The following is a 17,121-nucleotide window of genomic DNA, read 5'->3' on the forward strand; positions in this document are numbered from 1 at the left end:
GAATTGACATCGGTCGAAAATTTCTGTTTAGAAAGCTCACACGCAATAAAATTTCTTCGAGCAACATCGAGGCCCGACATGACGCAGAAAGACCGCCCCTGGCTAATCCGGACATATGCTGGCCACTCTACCGCCGAGGCAAGCAACGCGCTTTATCGCAGCAACCTTGCCAAAGGACAGACCGGTCTTTCAGTCGCCTTCGACCTGCCAACCCAGACCGGATATGACAGCGATCATACTCTGGCGCGCGGCGAAGTCGGCAAAGTCGGCGTTCCCGTCTGCCATCTCGGTGACATGCGGACGCTGTTTGACCAGATCCCGCTGGAACAGATGAACACCTCGATGACGATCAACGCCACGGCCCCGTGGCTGTTGGCACTCTATATCGCGGCCGCCGAAGAACAGGGCGCAGATGTCAGAAAACTGCAAGGCACCGTGCAGAACGATCTTATCAAAGAGTATCTTAGCCGCGGCACCTATGTCTGCCCACCCAAGCCATCGCTCAAGATGATCGCGGACGTAGCCGAGTTTTGCTACACCAACGTGCCGAAATGGAACCCAATGAACGTGTGTTCCTATCACCTGCAAGAGGCAGGCGCGACGCCGGAGCAGGAACTGGCCTTTGCGCTGGCCACCGCAATTGCGGTGCTGGATGAACTCCGACCACGCGTTCCCGCCGAGGATTTCCCGGCGCTGGTCGGACGTATTTCTTTCTTCGTGAACGCGGGCATTCGGTTCGTGACCGAAATGTGCAAAATGCGGGCATTTGTCGATCTCTGGGACGAAATTTGCGAAAAACGCTATGGCGTAGCTGATGCCAAGATGCGCCGTTTTCGGTATGGCGTTCAGGTCAACTCGCTGGGGCTGACTGAACAACAGCCGGAGAATAACGTCTATCGCATCCTAATCGAGATGTTGGCCGTAACCTTGTCAAAAAACGCGCGCGCTCGGGCGGTCCAACTCCCGGCTTGGAACGAAGCACTCGGCCTGCCCCGCCCCTGGGATCAGCAATGGTCTATGCGGATGCAGCAAATCCTCGCCTTCGAAACGGACCTGCTGGAATATGATGATCTGTTTGACCAGAATCCGGTCGTCGATGCCAAGGTCGAGGAACTCAAAAACGGCGCCCGCGCCGAGCTTGCCAATCTAGACAGCATGGGCGGCGCCATTTCTTCCATTGAATACATGAAATCTCGCCTCGTGGAATCCAACGCCGAGCGCCTGAACCGGATCGAAGCCGGTGAAACCACGGTTGTCGGTGTAAACAAATTCACCACGACCGAGCCATCCCCGCTGATGAGCGAAGATGGCGGCATCATGGTTGTGGATCCAGCCGTCGAGCAGGATCAGGTCGATCGGCTTAATGCGTGGCGCACCGAACGTGATGACAATGCGGTCCAAGCCGCACTCGCCGCACTGCGCGAGGCCGCCTCAAGCGGCGCGAACGTCATGGAACCGTCAATTGCCGCCGCGAAGGCCGGTGCCACAACAGGTGAATGGGCCGAACAGATGCGTCAGGTCTTTGGCACCTATCGCGGACCGACAGGCGTATCAGGGTCACCCTCAAACAAGACCGAAGGGCTCGACGATATCCGCGAGGCCGTGAATGCGGTGAGTGACAGGTTAGGCCGACGCCTGAAGTTTCTGGTGGGCAAGCCCGGACTGGATGGTCACTCTAACGGTGCCGAACAAATCGCATTCCGCGCTCGGGATTGCGGCATGGATATCTCATATGACGGTATTCGCCTGACACCCGAAGAAATCGTTGAATCGGTTCAGGCCAATGACGCGCATGTAATTGGCCTCTCGATTCTGTCAGGCAGCCACATTTCTTTGGTCGAAGACGTCTTAAAAAGGATGCAAGTGGCTGGAATAGCGCACATTCCCGTGATCGTCGGCGGAATCATACCGGAAGAAGATTCTCAGAGGTTGCAAAAGATGGGTGTTTCAAAGGTATATACCCCCAAGGATTTCGAGCTAAATACAATCATGACGGACATCGTGGCGCTCGTTGATCCCGCGGCAATTGCCGCACAATAGGATTTTATTGTCCTATTTGCGAAATTGACGCTGAAATGCGTCGCAATGATCGCTAATGTGTCAAGCTGTGACGCAGATCTGCGTCATGATCGCCTACTGGGAGTAAATGTATGACGATTGACCTTAAATCGATGTCGAGAAAAGAACTGAAACAGCTCAGCAAAGACGTCGAGAAAGCAATAAAAGACGCTGAAAAACGCGAGCGCAAAGAAGCACTGGAAGCTGCAGAAAGAGCAGCGGCAGAATACGGGTTTGAGCTGAGTGAATTGTCGGATGAATCCGGCAGACGCAAATCCGCAAAAGGCCCCAAAGCCAAGGCGAAATACCGCAACCCTCAGGATCCCACTCAGACTTGGACAGGGCGCGGACGAAAACCGCAGTGGATTCACGACGCTCTGGCGGCGGGTACCGATATCTCGGATCTGGAAATCTAAGTCAGGCAAACCCCATCATGACGATTCATATCGGCGCAGAAGCCGGGACAATTGCGGAAACCGTGTTGTTGCCCGGAGACCCATATCGCGCAAAATGGGCCGCAGAGACCTTTTTGAGCGATGCAAAACTGGTCAACGATGTGCGCGGCATGTTGGGGTTTACCGGGCTCTGGAATGGGCACCGGGTCACTGTTCAAGGCAGCGGTATGGGAATGCCATCGCTGTCGATCTACGTGAACGAACTGATTCGCGACTACGACGCCAAGACGCTGATCCGGATTGGCTCCTGCGGCGCAATGCAGGACCATGTGGCGGTACGCGATGTCATTCTTGCGATGACGGCAAGTACCGTGACCACGCCCTCCCGTGGTATCTTCAAGGAACTGTCTTTTGCCCCCTGTGCGGATTGGTCCCTGTTGCGAGCAGCATCAGAGGCTGCCGAGAAAAAGGGGACAAAAACACATATAGGCGGGATTTATTCGTCGGACGTGTTTTATGACGAACGTCCCGATCTGAACGAACAGATGGTGCGCCATGGTATTCTCGGGGTCGAGATGGAGGCTGCAGAGCTCTACACGCTGGCCGCGCGTTACAACCGGCGTGCGCTGGCGGTGCTGACAGTATCGGACCACCTTATCACCGGCGAGGCACTTCCCTCGGACCAACGCGAAACCAGCTTTGGCGACATGGTTGAAATTGCACTCACCGCAGCGTTTTCCTGAACAGAGGCTCAACCGCTTCCGATTGAATCAGCGCCCGTGGCTGCCATCATAGCCGCTCAGCGTGGGACCACTCCAGCCAGACAACGCGGCTGCGCCAGGCGCAAATGTCTCGACCAAAAGCGGATAACACGACGCCACATCACTGGAATGTTCAGTGCTGCAATCTCCCCCAGGACACGCGCTGAGCGCACCGAGAATATCGATCTCTGCAAAGAATTCGAGATAGTCGCCCGGACGAACCGGGCTTTGCTTCATGAAGTATTGCCCGGTATCCAGTGCAAACCCGGTGCACATGAACACATTCAGCACATCATGCACAAAGGGTTCGGCCTCGCCCAAGGACATTCCGGTGTGATCCGCCAGCGCACGGATGAGGTTCGAGTGACAGCAATGATGGTATTGCCGTTGGGCCAGCAGGTTGCCGGTATAGGGGTCGCAGCGGGTGCCGATCACATCGTGCACTGATCCACCAAAGCTGTCCTTGCCATACCAGTCCAGCGTATCGGTCAGAATTGTCGCCATTGGGCGCAGATACGGGAAACTGCTCCACATTCTCTGGCCCGTGGTCAGGTGCGTGCCGTGCAACGCGCGTGTTTTGCCAGAATAGAATCGTTCATCCAGATTTGACGAGTTCCACAGATTCAGGTCCCCGACCTGTGGGCCTTCGACGGAACTGATGCGAAAGAAATGCCCGGCCGGCACCCCAAAACAGGATGCCTCGCGCGGCGGCACCAACACCTCATTCGTCTTGACCGCATCCTCTCGCGCAGCCCGATATAGCGACAGATCGGGCGCTGGCAGCGTATCCGACGGGTAACAAATGACAGGCTGAACGGCACGGCGCGCTTCGGCATCGGCTGGGGGGTCAAATGGCATCTGGCGCACTCCGGTGATCAATCAACTAGACAGTGCGCCAGAATTCCGAGCGGGGAAAGCCCCGCCCTCTCCTCCTCCCCGTCGGAGATCAGATCACGACCACATCCAGTGGCGGAAATCCGTTGAAACCGATCGACGCATATGTCGATGTATAGGCGCCGCAGTTGCGGATGACGAACCGGTCACCCGCGCGCAGCCCAACGGGCAATGACACCGGGCGCTTTTCATAAAGGACGTCGGCACTGTCGCAAGAAGGACCTGCGAGGATGCAAGGGCCGGTTTCTTCATGATCCCGGTCGGTCACGAACTGATAGCGGATCGCTTCGTCCATGGTCTCGGCCAAACCCGAAAATTTACCGATATCCAGATACACCCAGCGAAACATGTCGTCGTCCGATTTCTTGGACACCAGCAGCACCTCGGCGGCAATCATGCCGGCTTCGGCGACCATGCCACGACCTGGTTCTGCCATGATCTGCGGCACCTCGCCAAAGCGAGCGGTGATCAGGTCGATGACTTTTGCGGCATACGGTGTCGGCGCTTCGATCTCTTCATCGTAATAGGCCGGGAAACCACCACCGATGTTCAGCAGGCTCAGATCGTAGCCCGCAGTCTTGGCTTCGTCCCAGATCTGCGCGACCTGATCCAGTGTCGCGATCCACATCTCTGCTCGCCGGGTCTGGCTGCCGACGTGGAACGAGAAACCAACGGGCGACAAGCCCAGATCGACCGCCATGTCCAACAGCTTGATCGCCTTGTCACGGGCACAGCCAAATTTTCGAGACAATGGCCAATCCGCTTCGGACACATCCACGATCAAGCGGATATAAACTTGGCTGCCCGGTGCGAATTCCGCGATTTTCTCAAGCTCATCCTCGGCGTCCGCAGCAAACAGAGACACACCCGCATGGTGCGCAAACGCAATATCAGATGCACGCTTGACCGTATTGCCAAAGGAGATGTGATCCGGGTCCGCGCCCTGGCTGAGGCACAGTTCGATTTCGGCACGCGAAGCCGCGTCAAATCCTGAACCCAGATTCACCAGAGTTTCAATGATCTCGCGTTGCGGGTTGGCTTTGACCGCGTAGTGGATGTGCGCACGGCCCAACCCGGTCTTTAGCGCGCGATACTGGCGAGCAACGGCCTCAATGTCCAGCACAAGCGTAGGCCTTTCAAACCGGGTGGTTTTCAGAAACGACTCGATGCGCGTTGAGGGATTAACTGCAGGCGCAATGCGGGCGGCAGCCGACAAGTCGGTTACGATAGCGTTCATGGTCATCTCCAATAGACCCGGCCATATATGACCGCTCACTTCCATTCAGAGACGTTACCGTCGCTACGTAACCATGGGGGATGGCCCTTGGGACAGAGGCGCGTGCGTTGGCGTCTTAAAGCCGCATATCAGGCCAAACGCGATTCCGATCAAGAGGGAAAATGCACCGAGTCGAAATTTCTTTCGCAACTCTCAGTCAGGTAGATTCTCGTGAAGAGCGGGCCACACACGTGCGCGGCGCGCGGTCATCGCCTGTCTTGATCTCACCACCGCAGGCGAGACAATGATAGTAGTCTGCCGCCACAGTCCGGTCGGCACGCCAGCGGCATTGCCGCGTCAGCGTCGACGTCCGTGACCGCCATACAAAATACGCAGCGACCCCGACCAGAAGAACAACCAGCAGGATCAGCATTAAGCTGCCCTGCTGGCTAAACCACCGCGTAATGGCTCTCCATCACGCTGCGGGCGCATATTCGAAATATTCAACTTCAGCCGCTTGGGCATCTTTGGGCTGGGGTTCGGGCGCATAATAAGCATAGGCCTGCTCAAGAGCTTCAAGTGCTTCGCGCGCCTTGACGATCGGCGATTTTTTCAAGGTTTTCATGGATTTCTCCGAGGGTTGTTATCCCTCCCTGACCGCTATTTAGTACCGTCAAACAGGATTTGCATCCCATGTTTTGACAATGCAGCCATGCGTGACCCTAGGTCACAAATATTAACTGGGTCACGGCAGCATCAAATGACCCGCCAAACCAAGCGCGAAACCGGCAACGGCCCCCAATGGCGGAGCCCAGTGCCGTTCAAGTGGCACCTGTGGCGCGACGTCCTCAAACAACAAGTAAAGGATACCGCCACTGGCGAACATCATCACTGCCCCCAACAAGGCAGGATTATCTACCAAATATGTACGCCCCACGTGGGCTGCCAATGGACCTATGGGCACCATCAAAACGAAAAGAAACAAGAGTTTGCCACGTGACGCGCCGCCACTCTGCGCCATCTCGCGAAAGGCGTTGAACCCTTCCGGCAGGTTCTGCAGCGCGATCAGCACCGCCATCAGAATCGCCAGAGCCAGATTGTCCGCCAGCAATGCCCCAAGCGCCATCGCCTCGGGCACGTAGTCCAGCATCATTGCCAGAAACTGCGCCGCGTGCCCGCCCTTAGCGGCAAGTGCACGGTCGACACAAAAGAAGACGACCCCACCAAGCGCAAACCAGAACAGCGCCGGAACTGTTGTCAACCGCTCGCTGCCTTCGGGCACCAGCACCAGCGCAACAGCCGACAGCAAAGCGCCGCCGCCAAAGGCGACGACGGTATGGCGAAATTCTTCCTGCAGCCAGCCGGGTAGCAATCGATCATAGGTCGACAACGCCGCACCAATGGGGATCGAAGCACCAGCCAAAGTGGCCAGCGCGATAGCGATGTAGAATTCGTCCATCATCAACACCACGGTCTTGCCGCAGCTTTAAACGGTGCGTTCCACCATCATGTGCTTGATCTCGGCAATGGCCTTGGCCGGGTTCAGTCCCTTTGGACAGGTCTTGGCGCAGTTCATGATCGTGTGGCACCGGTAGAGCTTGTACGGATCTTCCAATTCGTCCAGCCGCTCGCCTGTCGCCTCGTCACGGCTATCAATGATCCACCGATAGGCGTGCAGCAGCGCGGCGGGTCCGAGGTAGCGGTCGCCATTCCACCAGTAGGACGGGCAGGATGTCGAACACGACGCGCACATCACGCATTCATAAAGTCCGTCCAACTTCTTGCGGTCTTCGATCGACTGCTTCCACTCTTTTGCAGGACGGTTGGTCTTGGTTTCGAGCCACGGCATGATGCTCGCATGCTGAGCATAGAAGTGCGTCAGATCCGGGATCAAATCCCTGACCACCGGCATGTGCGGCAGCGGATAAATTTTGACATCACCTTTGATTTCATCCAGCCCGTAGATACAGGCCAGCGTGTTGATCCCATCGATGTTCATCGCGCAGGAGCCACAAATTCCCTCGCGGCAGGAGCGTCGGAAAGTAAGCGTCGGATCGATCTCGTTCTTGATCTTGATCAGCGCGTCCAGAACCATCGGCCCGCATTTGTCCATGTCAAGAAAATACGTGTCCACGCGCGGGTTCTGCCCATCATCCGGGGTCCAGCGATAGATCTGGAACTTGCGGACGTTCGTTGCACCTTCGGGCTTTGGCCAGGTCTTGCCAGTCGTTATGCGGCTGTTCTTGGGGAGCGTCAGTTGGACCATTGCAAATACCTCACTGGGCGGAAAGTTGGGTGTGGCGGTTTGGACCACATGTGTTTCGGATCGAGACGGCGCATCAGTTTCGGGCCTCCCATCGCGTGAAAAGAGCGTCAAACAGGCGGGGTCGCACCCCACCTTTGCCATCACCGGTGGTGCGCAGAATATCACGCAACTCCAGCCCGGCGCGGGCCAGTTCAGCGACCACGTGGCTCGGTGGCGCGATGTCATCAAAGCGATGCGTGATGGAAAGTTCGACGATCACAAAGTCGCAGCGCAGAAGCGTCTCGGCCGCCCCCTGCAAGACTTCAAGTTCAAAGCCTTCGGTGTCGATCTTGAGGCCAACGCGTCCAGGATACCCTTCCATGATCTGATCAAGCGGAACCACTGGTACTTTGCGCAGGTCATATCCCTTTACCGCGCTGGCCATCGGCCCCGCAATCGGTTTGAACCCTGCCATCGCCGGGTTTTCCCCGCGCTTCATTGTCGGGGTGCGCAGCTCCATCTCGCCTTCGGTTGCTCCAACGGCGCAGGCGTGAAAATCGAAATTCTCCGGCGCGCCATTTGCAATCGTCTCAGCTTCGGATTCCGCACGAGGATCGATCAACACGAACTTTCGGTCGGGAAAGGCCCGATACAATTGCGGTGTGCCTGTATGCACACCGACGTCCACGATCACGTCGGTTTGCGGCCCAAAACTGCGCAGGTAGTCGTGATGACCCTTGTTGGGAACGGCCACCAGCCCACGTTGACGCAACGCCCGCCGGAACATATGATCGCTGATCGGGGTCACGAAACGAACAGCCTCTGGTTCCCGGCAATCAATTCGCCAATCGCCCGGCGCGCGGGCCTCTCAAGCCCAAGCTGGTTGACCAGCCGCTGAAACTCCAGCCCGCCCGCATTGATGCGCGTCTTGCTGCGCCCACGCACGGGATGCAGCGCGGCAATCTCGGCCTCGCTCACTCCTGCATATCGCAAGAGCTGTTGGCCCGGACGCGCCTCGTCCGGTTCGTCCTCGACGCGAAACAGCGTTGATCGAGCGGCGCCAACCAATTTGGCCAACCGCCGCTCTGTCTGCGCCCAGCTTCCACAAGCCTCGGTTTTGGACAGAAAATCAACGAGTGTCCCGGAATAGCGGTCAGAACGGATCGCCTGAGCATGCACGCTGCGTTTCCACTGCGGCAGATCACGGGTGTAGACGACATACTCCGGCACCAGCGGAGCGAAGACTCGGTTAAGAACCTCAACAATGCGCTCAAGCCGGGGGTAAAGCGTGACAGTGCCGCTGTTTCCAAGCATCGCGCCAAGCAGGTTCTCATGGCTGATCAGGACCGTTTCCGCCCCTTGTTCCAGAATCGCATCGCGGACAAGGCCCGCACACTCGCGCAGGCGCAAAAGGCGTTCATCTGTGGGCCGCAGGCTGAACCGCATCGCGGCGTTGCCCAGATCACGGGTCGCCGATCCCTTGGCAGGGGTCAGGGCCAAAACATGAGCCGCCAGCGCGTCGCGGTTGCGACCAAGGAAATGGTGCAACGACGTCGAGCCGGTTTTCTGAACACCACAATGGATGATCAGGCGCTTGGCCGTGGTATCTGGTTCTCTGTCCAAAGCCCTTTGTCCGCCTTAGAACGTCCGGGCCTTGGGCGCGATCTTCTTGAGGCTGATGCCACCCTCTGCCTCGGTGGACAGCGGATCGACCACCACGGGCCGATGGGTCAGGCTCACGTCCCGTCCGTTTACCCGGCTGATTGTGTGAACACGCCAATCTTCGTCGTTGCGATCCGGGAAATCTTCGTGCGCATGGGCACCCCGGCTTTCATGACGCGCCTCGGCTCCGGTGATCGTCGCCAGAGCGTTTGGCATCAGGTTGGTCAGTTCCAGCGTCTCCATCAGGTCGCTGTTCCAGATCAGACTACGGTCAGTGACCTTGATGTCGGACATCTTGGCGGCAATATCGTCCATCCGCTTGACGCCTTCGGCAAGTGTCTTGGATGTCCGGAACACGGCGGCATCGGCCTGCATGCACTTTTGCATCTCAAGGCGCAGATCGGCAGTCGGCACCGCACCTTGCGCATTGCGCAGCGTATCAAACCGGTTAAACGCAGCATCGACAGAGGCTTGGTTCAACGGGGCGTTGGCCTTGGACGGATCGACAACCTTGCCGGCCCGGATCGCGGCGGCACGACCAAACACGACAAGGTCGATCAGCGAGTTCGACCCCAGACGGTTGGCACCATGGACCGAAGCGCAACCAGCTTCGCCAACGGCCATAAGGCCCGGCACAATCGCGTTCTGGTCTTCGGCGGTCGGGTTCAGCACTTCGCCCCAATAGTTCGTTGGGATACCGCCCATATTGTAATGCACGGTCGGGATCACCGGGATCGGCTCCTTGGTCACATCGACCCCTGCAAAAATCTTGGCGCTTTCCGAGATACCGGGCAATCGCTCGGCCAATGCTTCTGGTGGCAGGTGCGACAGGTTCAGGTGGATATGATCACCTTCGGCGCCGACGCCACGTCCTTCGCGAATTTCCATGGTCATCGACCGGCTGACATAGTCTCGCGGCGCGAGGTCCTTGTACTGGGGCGCATAACGCTCCATGAACCGCTCGCCTTCCGAGTTCGTCAGGTATCCACCTTCGCCCCGTGCCCCTTCGGTGATCAGACAGCCAGAGCCGTAGATACCAGTCGGGTGAAACTGAACAAATTCCATGTCCTGCATGGGCAGCCCGGCCCGTGCGACCATGCCGCCACCATCGCCAGTACAGGTATGTGCCGATGTGGCCGAGAAATAGGCACGTCCATAGCCGCCGGTGGCCAGCACCACGGTCTTGGCGCTGAACACATGCATGGTGCCGTCGTCCAGCTTCCAGCAGACAACACCCTGACACACGCCATCGTCGGACATGATCAGGTCAATCGCGAAGTACTCGACGTAGAATTCGGCGTTGTTCTTCAGGCTTTGACCATAGAGTGTGTGCAGGATTGCGTGCCCGGTCCGGTCGGCGGCGGCACAGGTGCGTTGCACCGGCGGGCCTTCACCAAACTCGGTGGTATGGCCACCAAAGGGACGCTGATAAATCTTGCCTTCTTCGGTCCGACTGAACGGAACGCCATAGTGTTCCAGCTCATAAACCGCCTTGGGCGCTTCGCGTGCGAGATACTCCATCGCGTCCGTATCGCCGAGCCAGTCCGAACCTTTGACCGTGTCATACATATGCCACTGCCAGTTGTCGGGGCCCATGTTGGACAGGGACGCGGCGATGCCACCCTGCGCGGCGACCGTATGTGAGCGGGTTGGAAAGACCTTGGTCACACAGGCTGTGCGCAGTCCCTGCTCTGCCATGCCGAGAGTCGCGCGAAGGCCCGCGCCCCCTGCTCCGACGACCACGACGTCATATTCATGCGTCTCGTATTCGTATGTTGCAGTCATTATCGATTTTCCTTGGCGCAGCTTACAGCGCGATTTTGACGAGCGCGAAAAGACCCGCAGCGATGAGAGTGTATGAGAACGCGCCAACGGCGATATAGGCCAGCTTACTCGCGGTGCCGCCCATATAGTCCTCAATCGCTTCCTGTGTTTCGCATTTGACGTGGTTGATGCCGACGATCAGCGTCAGCGCGGTCAGGATTGCTGGGAAAGGCCGTCCGAAATAGGCGATCACCTCTTCATAAGTTCCGCCCAGTCCGATGCCGAACGTGAAAATGAAAAGCGGAACAAGAACGCACAGCAGGATGGAACTGACCAACATCTGCCAGTGGTGTTCGGTGCCATGTCTGGAGGAACCAAGACCTTGGGCGCGCTTGCGATCGGTAAGATATCTCATTGCCATCCTCCTTAAACCACGATTGCCGTGATAATCGTCAGCACGGTCGCTCCGATGAACATGCCAAGCCCCATGCGTTCCGAAATTTCGACCTCAAGCAGATATCCGAAATCCCAGATGACATGGCGCAGACGTCCTAGCACATGATACCAGATTGCCCAGGTTGCGAGCAGCATGAGGATATCGCCCACAAAGCTTCGCAGCAGACCATCAACCACCGCGAAGGCACTTTCCGATGTCGCAGCGGACAAGAGCCATAGCACTATAAGAAACGCGGTGCCGAGCGACGCGATCCCGGTGATGCGCACCATGATTGATGAAATTGAGGTCATCTGAGGGCGATAATACTGCCCGATCATAAAGGGCGAGAGCGGGCGATTGCCCCGATTGACGTCAGCCATGGCGGGTCCTTTGCAGATGCTTTTGCTTGTTTTTAAACCTTTTTGGCCCGCTGTCACCCGTGCTCGGCAAATTTAGGCGCGGTTTTTTGGCGCGGCTTTCCAGTTTAACGCTAACTTGTGATCACAGTGCGCCAAGCTGTGATCACAACCTAACTATCCTGTACAGACAGACGATTTTACCGACATGGCTGAGTCGCTCCTATTGTTTCTGGGATACTTCGGCAGGTTTCCCGCCTATCCGGGCCGACTGCCGCGTAACTTCGCGCAGCAGTTTCTTGCGAATGCGGTCCGGGTATTCTTCAAAGCTGGACGCCGTGATCACAAACGCCCCCTCGCCGACAATGACATTCTCGTAGAAATACGCTGTCAGGTCCGGTTCCGATGCTTCGATCGCGATGGCATTGACGGTGACCTCGGCGCGTTTCAGCGCGTTATGCATGTCAGTCGGCGGCTTGCCTTCGTTTGATTGCCCGTCGCCGGAGACATCAATCAGATGTCGTTTACAGTGTTGAACCTGACCAAAAGCAGGAAGCATGAATTCCAGCGCGTCGCCAATCGCCGTCGAGTAGTTTCTCCAGACACGCGGGTCGTTTGCAACCCAATCTGCAAATGCATCCAGCGTGTCAAAGCTGTTCACACCGGTCCAGGGTATGGTGATCTGCTGTCGGCTTGACCCGGTCCATTGGACCAGCATCACTTGTGCCTGAGCGCGGACAAGCGCCTCGGAGATGACACCATCGCGCAATGCATGGGCAAGCCCATCCATCTGCAGACGATACTCCTCATCATCGACGGATCCAGAGACGTCTACCGCCAGAACCAGCGCCAGATCGCAGGAAAGCGCCCGACCTGCGGCAAACACGAAGAGAAACAGAGAAACACGGAGAATGCCAAACATCGTCAAAATCGTACGACATTTTGGAGCGCAAGCATATCTGTCAAAACCGGCGATACCCGAACCAGATCCGGCCCACGGGGTACGTCACGGTTGTGGCAAAACTCTATCGCGCCAAAGGCCACCCGAAACTGCAACGATCAGGACAGTGGCAGACAGAACAACCCCGCCCTACGATCCGGAAAGACCGTCAGCCGTGCACAATCCGTGAAGCAGGATGTCTCCCACAAATCAAACTGCGACAGACATCGCGCCCCGCATACAGATTTGCGCCGATCAGATCGGGATCAATGCCCAGTAATCAAGATCGAGAAGCACTTCGGGACGGTACTTGCCATCCTCACCGCGCAAAACAAATGGCGCGTGTCCTTTGGTCGCGACAAGGCGAAGGCGGATTGCACCAACACTAGGCGAGGCTGTCTCGGCCTTTTCGAGAACTTCTGACCAGGCATAGACCGTATCACCGGACAGGCACGGGTTGGCGTGAGCTCCGGCATTCAGCCCGACCAACATCTGCGCGTTGGCCAGCCCGTTGAACGAAAGCGCCCGCGCCATCGAGATTACGTGGCCACCATAGATCAGGCGACTGCCATCAGGGCGGGCGTTGACATCAAAATGCACCTTGGCCGTATTCTGCCAAAGCCGCGTCGCCATCATGTGCTCGGCCTCTTCGATGGTCACACCATCGACATGGTCGATCTGTTCACCAACCTCGTAATCGCCCCAACGGTGAGGCTCTCCGGCCAGCGCAAAATCGTAATCTGTGAAATCGAGACCTTTCGGTACCACCAGATCGGTCGGCGCGACCACCTTCGCGAGATCTGGCACGATGGGTGCAGGCGCAGGCGCATCCACATCGCGTTTGCGCACCATCACCCAACGAACATATTCCAGCACAGTCTCGTCATGCTGGTTCATTCCGGTTGTGCGGACATAAACAACGCCGGTCTTGCCATTGCTGTTCTGCTTGACCCCGATCACCTCTGAAACAGACCGCAGCGTGTCACCGGGCCAGACCGGGCGCAGCCAGCGACCCTCGGCATAACCCAGATTGGCCACCGCATTCAGTGACACATCCGGCACGGTCTTGCCGAATACCACGTGAAACGCGACCAGATCATCCAACGGGCTGAATGGCAGACCGCAGCCCTGCGCGAATTGGTCAGATGAATGCAGCGCATGACGCGCCGGATAGAGCATATGATAGAGGGCGCGTTCCCCCATCTTGACCGTGCGCGGCACGGGATGGTTCAGCACATCACCGACAACATAGTCTTCAAAGAACCGGCCGGAATTGGTCTTGGTCGCCATCTATTGTTCTCCCAATTTCATGTCGGGGGTGTAATCTGCGCTGACTTCCTTGATCACCGCCTGCCCGCACCGCATGGTCCCTGTCGCCGCATCAAATGTTTGCGTCGGTGATCCGTACAGCGACCAACCTTTTGCCAGCGCCGCGCTGACCTTGTGGCAAAAGGCAGACGTATCCTCTTCCGAGAGGAACCGGTAAATCGTGCTCATGTCTAAAGTCCTTATTGCGGGAAGGGCCAGTAGCCCAGCCACCCATGGATCATGCCGATCACACCGAGCAACACGATCGAGACCGCAAAGAACATGGCGTCCTTTGCCAGCGTCCCCGGCGCACCGGGCGACCAGTTGGCTTCTGATTTGTTGATCACAATGACTTCGCAAACCGCCCAGGCCAACAGGCTGCCGAACATCAGAATCGACGCCAGATCGCCATTGACCAGAAGATGCGCGAACGCCCACAGCTTGAACCCGCCAAGCATTGGGTGGCGGACCTTGTTCAGTATGAGGCCCTTCTGACCTGCCGGACTTGCCATCCACAGCGCAAAGATCATCAGCGTGTTGTTGATGTGGATCATGAAGGATGGCGGCGTCCAGACCGCGACATATGGCGTCGCGCGAAAGCCCAGAACCATCAACACGATCGAGGCCACGATCGCCAACGCGACCATACCTTTGCCGGCATTCCCCATCGCGGCGCGCCGTTCGGGTGCGACACGCTTAAACAGATGTGCGGCCCACCACAGTGCCACACCCAAAAATAAAAGAACCCAACCCATGCTGGCTACCCCGCTTGCAAAGCCTCTATCATCTCTGCTTTTGCCAGCAATTCACGGGCGGTGGCAACGTGCAGATTTTCGACGATGCGACCATCGACCACCGCAACCCCCTGTCCGCTGGCCTCGCTTTCCTCAAATGCCGTGATCTGACGGCGCGCGAGTTCGATCTCATCCACCGAGGGCGCAAAGGCGCGATTGGTGATGTCGACCTGCGCCGGGTGGATCAGAGATTTGCCGTCAAAGCCCATGTCACGGCCCTGATTGCATTCAAATTCCAGCCCTGCCTCATCCTTGAAGGCATTATATACCCCGTCGATCGCAACAACGCCTTCGGCCTTGGCGGCGAGCAGGCACAGGCCCAAGCCAGTCATCAGGGGTTCACGGTCGGCGCGGAACCGGGTGTTGAGGTCTTTGGCAAGGTCATTGGTGCCCAGAACAAACCCGTCAACCAGTGGATGCGCGGCAATCGCATGGGCGTTCAACATGCCCTGCGGTGTCTCCATCATCGCCCAGATCGGGGTGTCGCCTGTGATTGCGGTCAGCGCATCCACATCATCAGGGCTACCGACCTTGGGCAACAGGATCGCATCGCACTCCATGTCGCGGGCCGCGATCGCATCATCACGCCCCCATTCGGTATCCAACCCGTTGATCCGCACCAAACGGACCCGATCACCATACCCACCCGCAGCCAAAGCATCCGCAAGAAGCGCCCGCGCGTTCGCTTTTTCCGCAGGCGTCACCGCGTCCTCGAGATCAAAGATGATCGCGTCTACTGGAAGCGTCTTGGCCTTTTCCAGCGCCCGCGATTTGGACGCGGGAATATACAGAACGGAACGGTAGGGGCGCGCGCTGGATGGCATGAGTCTCTCCACAAGTCATAATCTTGCGCAGAAAGGGGCATTTTTGGTCAGAAAGTTCAAGCTGAAATCGCCGCAATGCAGCAATTTTCGTATGCTTCTGCGTGGCGAATGGGGCGCCGAACGCGCTGTTAACCAATTTTCAGCATTCCTGAAGGCAGGATTGGTCAAGACAGCAAGTCACTGTCCGAACCGCCCGGGCGTGTCTCGGATGCAAAGAAACGGAAAGGTAGTCCCATGATGAAGGCCGTATTGAACATGACCGTCGGGTTGGGCGTTATGGTGTTGGCAGCACAGGACATCGCCGCCCAGCAAACCCGAAACTGCGCACCGCGTGACGCGGTGATCGAACGGTTGACCAACAGCTATGGCGAAACGCGGCAAAGCATAGGTTTGGGTTCGCAGGGGGCCGTGGTCGAAACATTTGCGTCTGACGATACAGGCAGCTGGACGATCACCGTGACAATGCCAAATGGCATGACCTGCCTCGTGGCATCCGGACAATCGTTTGAAGAACTTGCTGACGCGTTGCCCCCGAAAGGCAACGAAGCCTGAGCGCGATCAGGTCAGGGCATCCCAGATCAGCTTGCTACCAGTCATCGCAAGCAGAACATATGTGATCCCGAAGAACACGGATTCCGATACAATCCGATGCGCCCGCACCCCCAGCCATGCACCAAGAATGGCAAAGGGTGCGAGCAGCATGTCCGCAAAAGCGGTCTCTGCCGTGAACATGCCAAGATAAGCGTAGGGTATGAACTTGGTGATGTTGATGACCCAGAACACCAACACCGTCGTGGCTTGATACTGGTTCTTGGCCAGATTCTGTGACAGCAGATAGACTGCGGCGGGCGGTCCGCCGGCATGGCTCACAAAGCTGGTAAAGCCGGTGACCAAGCCGGCAAACAGGCCCAGCGGCCTAGACGCTGTGCGGCCAGACATGCGGATCAACCCGTTGCGTCGCGCAAGTTGCCAAGCCACAAAACCGATCGAGATCGCACCTATCAAAAATCGAAGCACATCGGCATTTGCGCTTCTATAGAGCAACGCCCCAAGTGCAACGCCGGGCAAAGCGCCCAGTATTAGAAGACGTGCGTCAGGCCAATTCCACTTCTTCCAATACGACTTAAGTGCGGTCACATCGATCAGCATCAGCAATGGCAACATGATGGCCAGCGCCTGACCCGGCTCAAGGATCACCGCGAGAATCGAGGCCGATGCGAAGGCCGCTCCTGAACCAAACCCACCCTTGGAGATACCGGCGAACAGAACCGCCGGCGCCGCAAGCGCAAAAAAACCAATGCTCAGCTCCAGCAACGTGATGTTCCGTAAACTGTTACCATGATTGGGCTTTACCGTATCCCGTGCATCACTACCAGTGACAACGCGCGGTCACGCCGCAGCGCAGAACACTTGCGCGATGCAACCTAACGCACTAGGCAACGCGCAATTTTCATCGGATCGGAGAGAA

General features: G+C 57.4%; 20 protein-coding genes. 4 read left to right on the forward strand and 16 right to left on the reverse strand.

Translation table 11 applies throughout. The annotated features are described in order from the left end of the window. Window positions 1-78: 78 nt before the first annotated feature. The 3 genes from ABJO75_RS02050 (at window position 79) to deoD (ending at window position 3,196) form a co-directional block, all read left to right on the forward strand. Window positions 79-2,040, forward strand: a complete 1,962-nt coding sequence (locus ABJO75_RS02050) for a protein meaA (RefSeq protein ID WP_348132572.1) — start codon at window positions 79-81, stop codon at window positions 2,038-2,040. A gap of 110 nt (window positions 2,041-2,150) precedes the next feature. Then, on the forward strand, window positions 2,151-2,474 hold the full coding sequence (locus ABJO75_RS02055; protein WP_348132575.1) for an H-NS histone family protein: 324 nt from the start codon (window positions 2,151-2,153) through the stop codon (window positions 2,472-2,474). Window positions 2,475-2,491: 17 nt separating this feature from the next. Then, complete coding sequence (gene deoD, locus ABJO75_RS02060) at window positions 2,492-3,196, forward strand: purine-nucleoside phosphorylase (RefSeq protein ID WP_348132578.1); 705 nt, start codon at window positions 2,492-2,494, stop codon at window positions 3,194-3,196. Window positions 3,197-3,223: 27 nt separating this feature from the next. On the opposite strand, the gene ABJO75_RS02065 is transcribed toward deoD, so the two are convergent. From ABJO75_RS02065 to ABJO75_RS02135, 15 genes are all read right to left on the reverse strand, one after another. Next, a complete protein-coding gene (locus ABJO75_RS02065) occupies window positions 3,224-4,072 on the reverse strand; it encodes a DUF1989 domain-containing protein (protein WP_348132581.1) in 849 nt (282 codons plus the stop codon). 88 nt (window positions 4,073-4,160) lie between these two features. Further along, window positions 4,161-5,345, reverse strand: a complete 1,185-nt coding sequence (locus tag ABJO75_RS02070) for a type III PLP-dependent enzyme (protein ID WP_348132584.1) — start codon at window positions 5,343-5,345, stop codon at window positions 4,161-4,163. 454 nt (window positions 5,346-5,799) lie between these two features. After that, complete coding sequence (locus ABJO75_RS02075) at window positions 5,800-5,949, reverse strand: hypothetical protein (RefSeq protein ID WP_348132587.1); 150 nt, start codon at window positions 5,947-5,949, stop codon at window positions 5,800-5,802. Window positions 5,950-6,069: 120 nt separating this feature from the next. Further along, window positions 6,070-6,783, reverse strand: a complete 714-nt coding sequence (locus tag ABJO75_RS02080; RefSeq protein ID WP_348132590.1) for a hypothetical protein — start codon at window positions 6,781-6,783, stop codon at window positions 6,070-6,072. 27 nt (window positions 6,784-6,810) lie between these two features. Continuing rightward, the gene (locus ABJO75_RS02085) at window positions 6,811-7,590 is read right to left on the reverse strand and encodes a succinate dehydrogenase iron-sulfur subunit (RefSeq protein WP_348132592.1); all 780 of its coding nucleotides are present in this window, start codon (window positions 7,588-7,590) and stop codon (window positions 6,811-6,813) included. Between the two features lie 73 nt (window positions 7,591-7,663). Continuing rightward, window positions 7,664-8,377 carry an FkbM family methyltransferase gene (locus tag ABJO75_RS02090; RefSeq protein WP_348132595.1) on the reverse strand — a complete coding sequence of 238 codons (714 nt, stop codon included), beginning with the start codon at window positions 8,375-8,377 and terminating at the stop codon, window positions 7,664-7,666. After that, on the reverse strand, window positions 8,374-9,192 hold the full coding sequence (locus ABJO75_RS02095) for a hypothetical protein (RefSeq protein WP_348132598.1): 819 nt from the start codon (window positions 9,190-9,192) through the stop codon (window positions 8,374-8,376). The genes ABJO75_RS02090 and ABJO75_RS02095 overlap by 4 nt, the downstream gene beginning before the upstream one ends. A gap of 15 nt (window positions 9,193-9,207) precedes the next feature. Then, window positions 9,208-11,016 (reverse strand): succinate dehydrogenase flavoprotein subunit, encoded by a 1,809-nt coding sequence (gene sdhA, locus ABJO75_RS02100; RefSeq protein ID WP_348132601.1) that lies wholly within the window; start codon window positions 11,014-11,016, stop codon window positions 9,208-9,210. 22 nt (window positions 11,017-11,038) lie between these two features. Next, the gene (sdhD, locus tag ABJO75_RS02105; RefSeq protein ID WP_348132603.1) at window positions 11,039-11,410 is read right to left on the reverse strand and encodes a succinate dehydrogenase, hydrophobic membrane anchor protein; all 372 of its coding nucleotides are present in this window, start codon (window positions 11,408-11,410) and stop codon (window positions 11,039-11,041) included. A gap of 11 nt (window positions 11,411-11,421) precedes the next feature. Next, the gene (gene sdhC / locus ABJO75_RS02110) at window positions 11,422-11,811 is read right to left on the reverse strand and encodes a succinate dehydrogenase, cytochrome b556 subunit (protein WP_348132605.1); all 390 of its coding nucleotides are present in this window, start codon (window positions 11,809-11,811) and stop codon (window positions 11,422-11,424) included. 199 nt (window positions 11,812-12,010) lie between these two features. Continuing rightward, window positions 12,011-12,709 (reverse strand): DUF1194 domain-containing protein, encoded by a 699-nt coding sequence (locus ABJO75_RS02115; RefSeq protein ID WP_348132608.1) that lies wholly within the window; start codon window positions 12,707-12,709, stop codon window positions 12,011-12,013. Window positions 12,710-12,982: 273 nt separating this feature from the next. Then, the gene (locus tag ABJO75_RS02120; RefSeq protein WP_348132611.1) at window positions 12,983-14,017 is read right to left on the reverse strand and encodes a MaoC family dehydratase; all 1,035 of its coding nucleotides are present in this window, start codon (window positions 14,015-14,017) and stop codon (window positions 12,983-12,985) included. After that, window positions 14,018-14,224, reverse strand: coding sequence for a DUF1737 domain-containing protein (locus tag ABJO75_RS02125; RefSeq protein ID WP_348132613.1), 207 nt, complete (start codon window positions 14,222-14,224; stop codon window positions 14,018-14,020). Window positions 14,225-14,235: 11 nt separating this feature from the next. Continuing rightward, window positions 14,236-14,790: an NnrU family protein gene (locus ABJO75_RS02130; protein ID WP_348132616.1), complete on the reverse strand. Its 555-nt coding sequence runs from the start codon at window positions 14,788-14,790 to the stop codon at window positions 14,236-14,238. A gap of 5 nt (window positions 14,791-14,795) precedes the next feature. Next, window positions 14,796-15,653, reverse strand: coding sequence for a CoA ester lyase (locus tag ABJO75_RS02135; RefSeq protein WP_348132619.1), 858 nt, complete (start codon window positions 15,651-15,653; stop codon window positions 14,796-14,798). A gap of 234 nt (window positions 15,654-15,887) precedes the next feature. Here ABJO75_RS02135 and ABJO75_RS02140 point away from each other — a divergent pair, with 234 nt between their 5' ends. Beyond that, a complete protein-coding gene (locus ABJO75_RS02140) occupies window positions 15,888-16,205 on the forward strand; it encodes a hypothetical protein (protein ID WP_348132621.1) in 318 nt (105 codons plus the stop codon). Between the two features lie 6 nt (window positions 16,206-16,211). Here ABJO75_RS02140 and ABJO75_RS02145 read toward each other — a convergent pair whose 3' ends face one another. After that, entirely contained in the window at window positions 16,212-16,967 is a 756-nt protein-coding gene (locus ABJO75_RS02145) for a sulfite exporter TauE/SafE family protein (protein ID WP_348132624.1), read from the reverse strand. Between the last annotated feature and the right edge of the window lie 154 nt (window positions 16,968-17,121).

The organism is Sedimentitalea sp., assembly GCF_039973035.1.
Lineage (GTDB): Bacteria > Pseudomonadota > Alphaproteobacteria > Rhodobacterales > Rhodobacteraceae > Sedimentitalea.

What these genes read in the sequence shown, in the direction of transcription:
- ABJO75_RS02050 (WP_348132572.1), top strand. Translation starts at nt 79, where the DNA reads ATGACGCAGAAAGACCGCCCCTGGCTAATCCGGACATATGCTGGCCAC.
- ABJO75_RS02055 (WP_348132575.1), top strand. Translation starts at nt 2,151, where the DNA reads ATGACGATTGACCTTAAATCGATGTCGAGAAAAGAACTGAAACAGCTC.
- deoD (WP_348132578.1), top strand. Translation starts at nt 2,492, where the DNA reads ATGACGATTCATATCGGCGCAGAAGCCGGGACAATTGCGGAAACCGTG.
- ABJO75_RS02065 (WP_348132581.1), bottom strand. Translation starts at nt 4,072, where the DNA reads ATGCCATTTGACCCCCCAGCCGATGCCGAAGCGCGCCGTGCCGTTCAG.
- ABJO75_RS02070 (WP_348132584.1), bottom strand. Translation starts at nt 5,345, where the DNA reads ATGAACGCTATCGTAACCGACTTGTCGGCTGCCGCCCGCATTGCGCCT.
- ABJO75_RS02075 (WP_348132587.1), bottom strand. Translation starts at nt 5,949, where the DNA reads ATGAAAACCTTGAAAAAATCGCCGATCGTCAAGGCGCGCGAAGCACTT.
- ABJO75_RS02080 (WP_348132590.1), bottom strand. Translation starts at nt 6,783, where the DNA reads ATGGACGAATTCTACATCGCTATCGCGCTGGCCACTTTGGCTGGTGCT.
- ABJO75_RS02085 (WP_348132592.1), bottom strand. Translation starts at nt 7,590, where the DNA reads ATGGTCCAACTGACGCTCCCCAAGAACAGCCGCATAACGACTGGCAAG.
- sdhA (WP_348132601.1), bottom strand. Translation starts at nt 11,016, where the DNA reads ATGACTGCAACATACGAATACGAGACGCATGAATATGACGTCGTGGTC.
- sdhD (WP_348132603.1), bottom strand. Translation starts at nt 11,410, where the DNA reads ATGAGATATCTTACCGATCGCAAGCGCGCCCAAGGTCTTGGTTCCTCC.
- sdhC (WP_348132605.1), bottom strand. Translation starts at nt 11,811, where the DNA reads ATGGCTGACGTCAATCGGGGCAATCGCCCGCTCTCGCCCTTTATGATC.
- ABJO75_RS02115 (WP_348132608.1), bottom strand. Translation starts at nt 12,709, where the DNA reads ATGTTTGGCATTCTCCGTGTTTCTCTGTTTCTCTTCGTGTTTGCCGCA.
- ABJO75_RS02120 (WP_348132611.1), bottom strand. Translation starts at nt 14,017, where the DNA reads ATGGCGACCAAGACCAATTCCGGCCGGTTCTTTGAAGACTATGTTGTC.
- ABJO75_RS02125 (WP_348132613.1), bottom strand. Translation starts at nt 14,224, where the DNA reads ATGAGCACGATTTACCGGTTCCTCTCGGAAGAGGATACGTCTGCCTTT.
- ABJO75_RS02130 (WP_348132616.1), bottom strand. Translation starts at nt 14,790, where the DNA reads ATGGGTTGGGTTCTTTTATTTTTGGGTGTGGCACTGTGGTGGGCCGCA.
- ABJO75_RS02135 (WP_348132619.1), bottom strand. Translation starts at nt 15,653, where the DNA reads ATGCCATCCAGCGCGCGCCCCTACCGTTCCGTTCTGTATATTCCCGCG.
- ABJO75_RS02140 (WP_348132621.1), top strand. Translation starts at nt 15,888, where the DNA reads ATGATGAAGGCCGTATTGAACATGACCGTCGGGTTGGGCGTTATGGTG.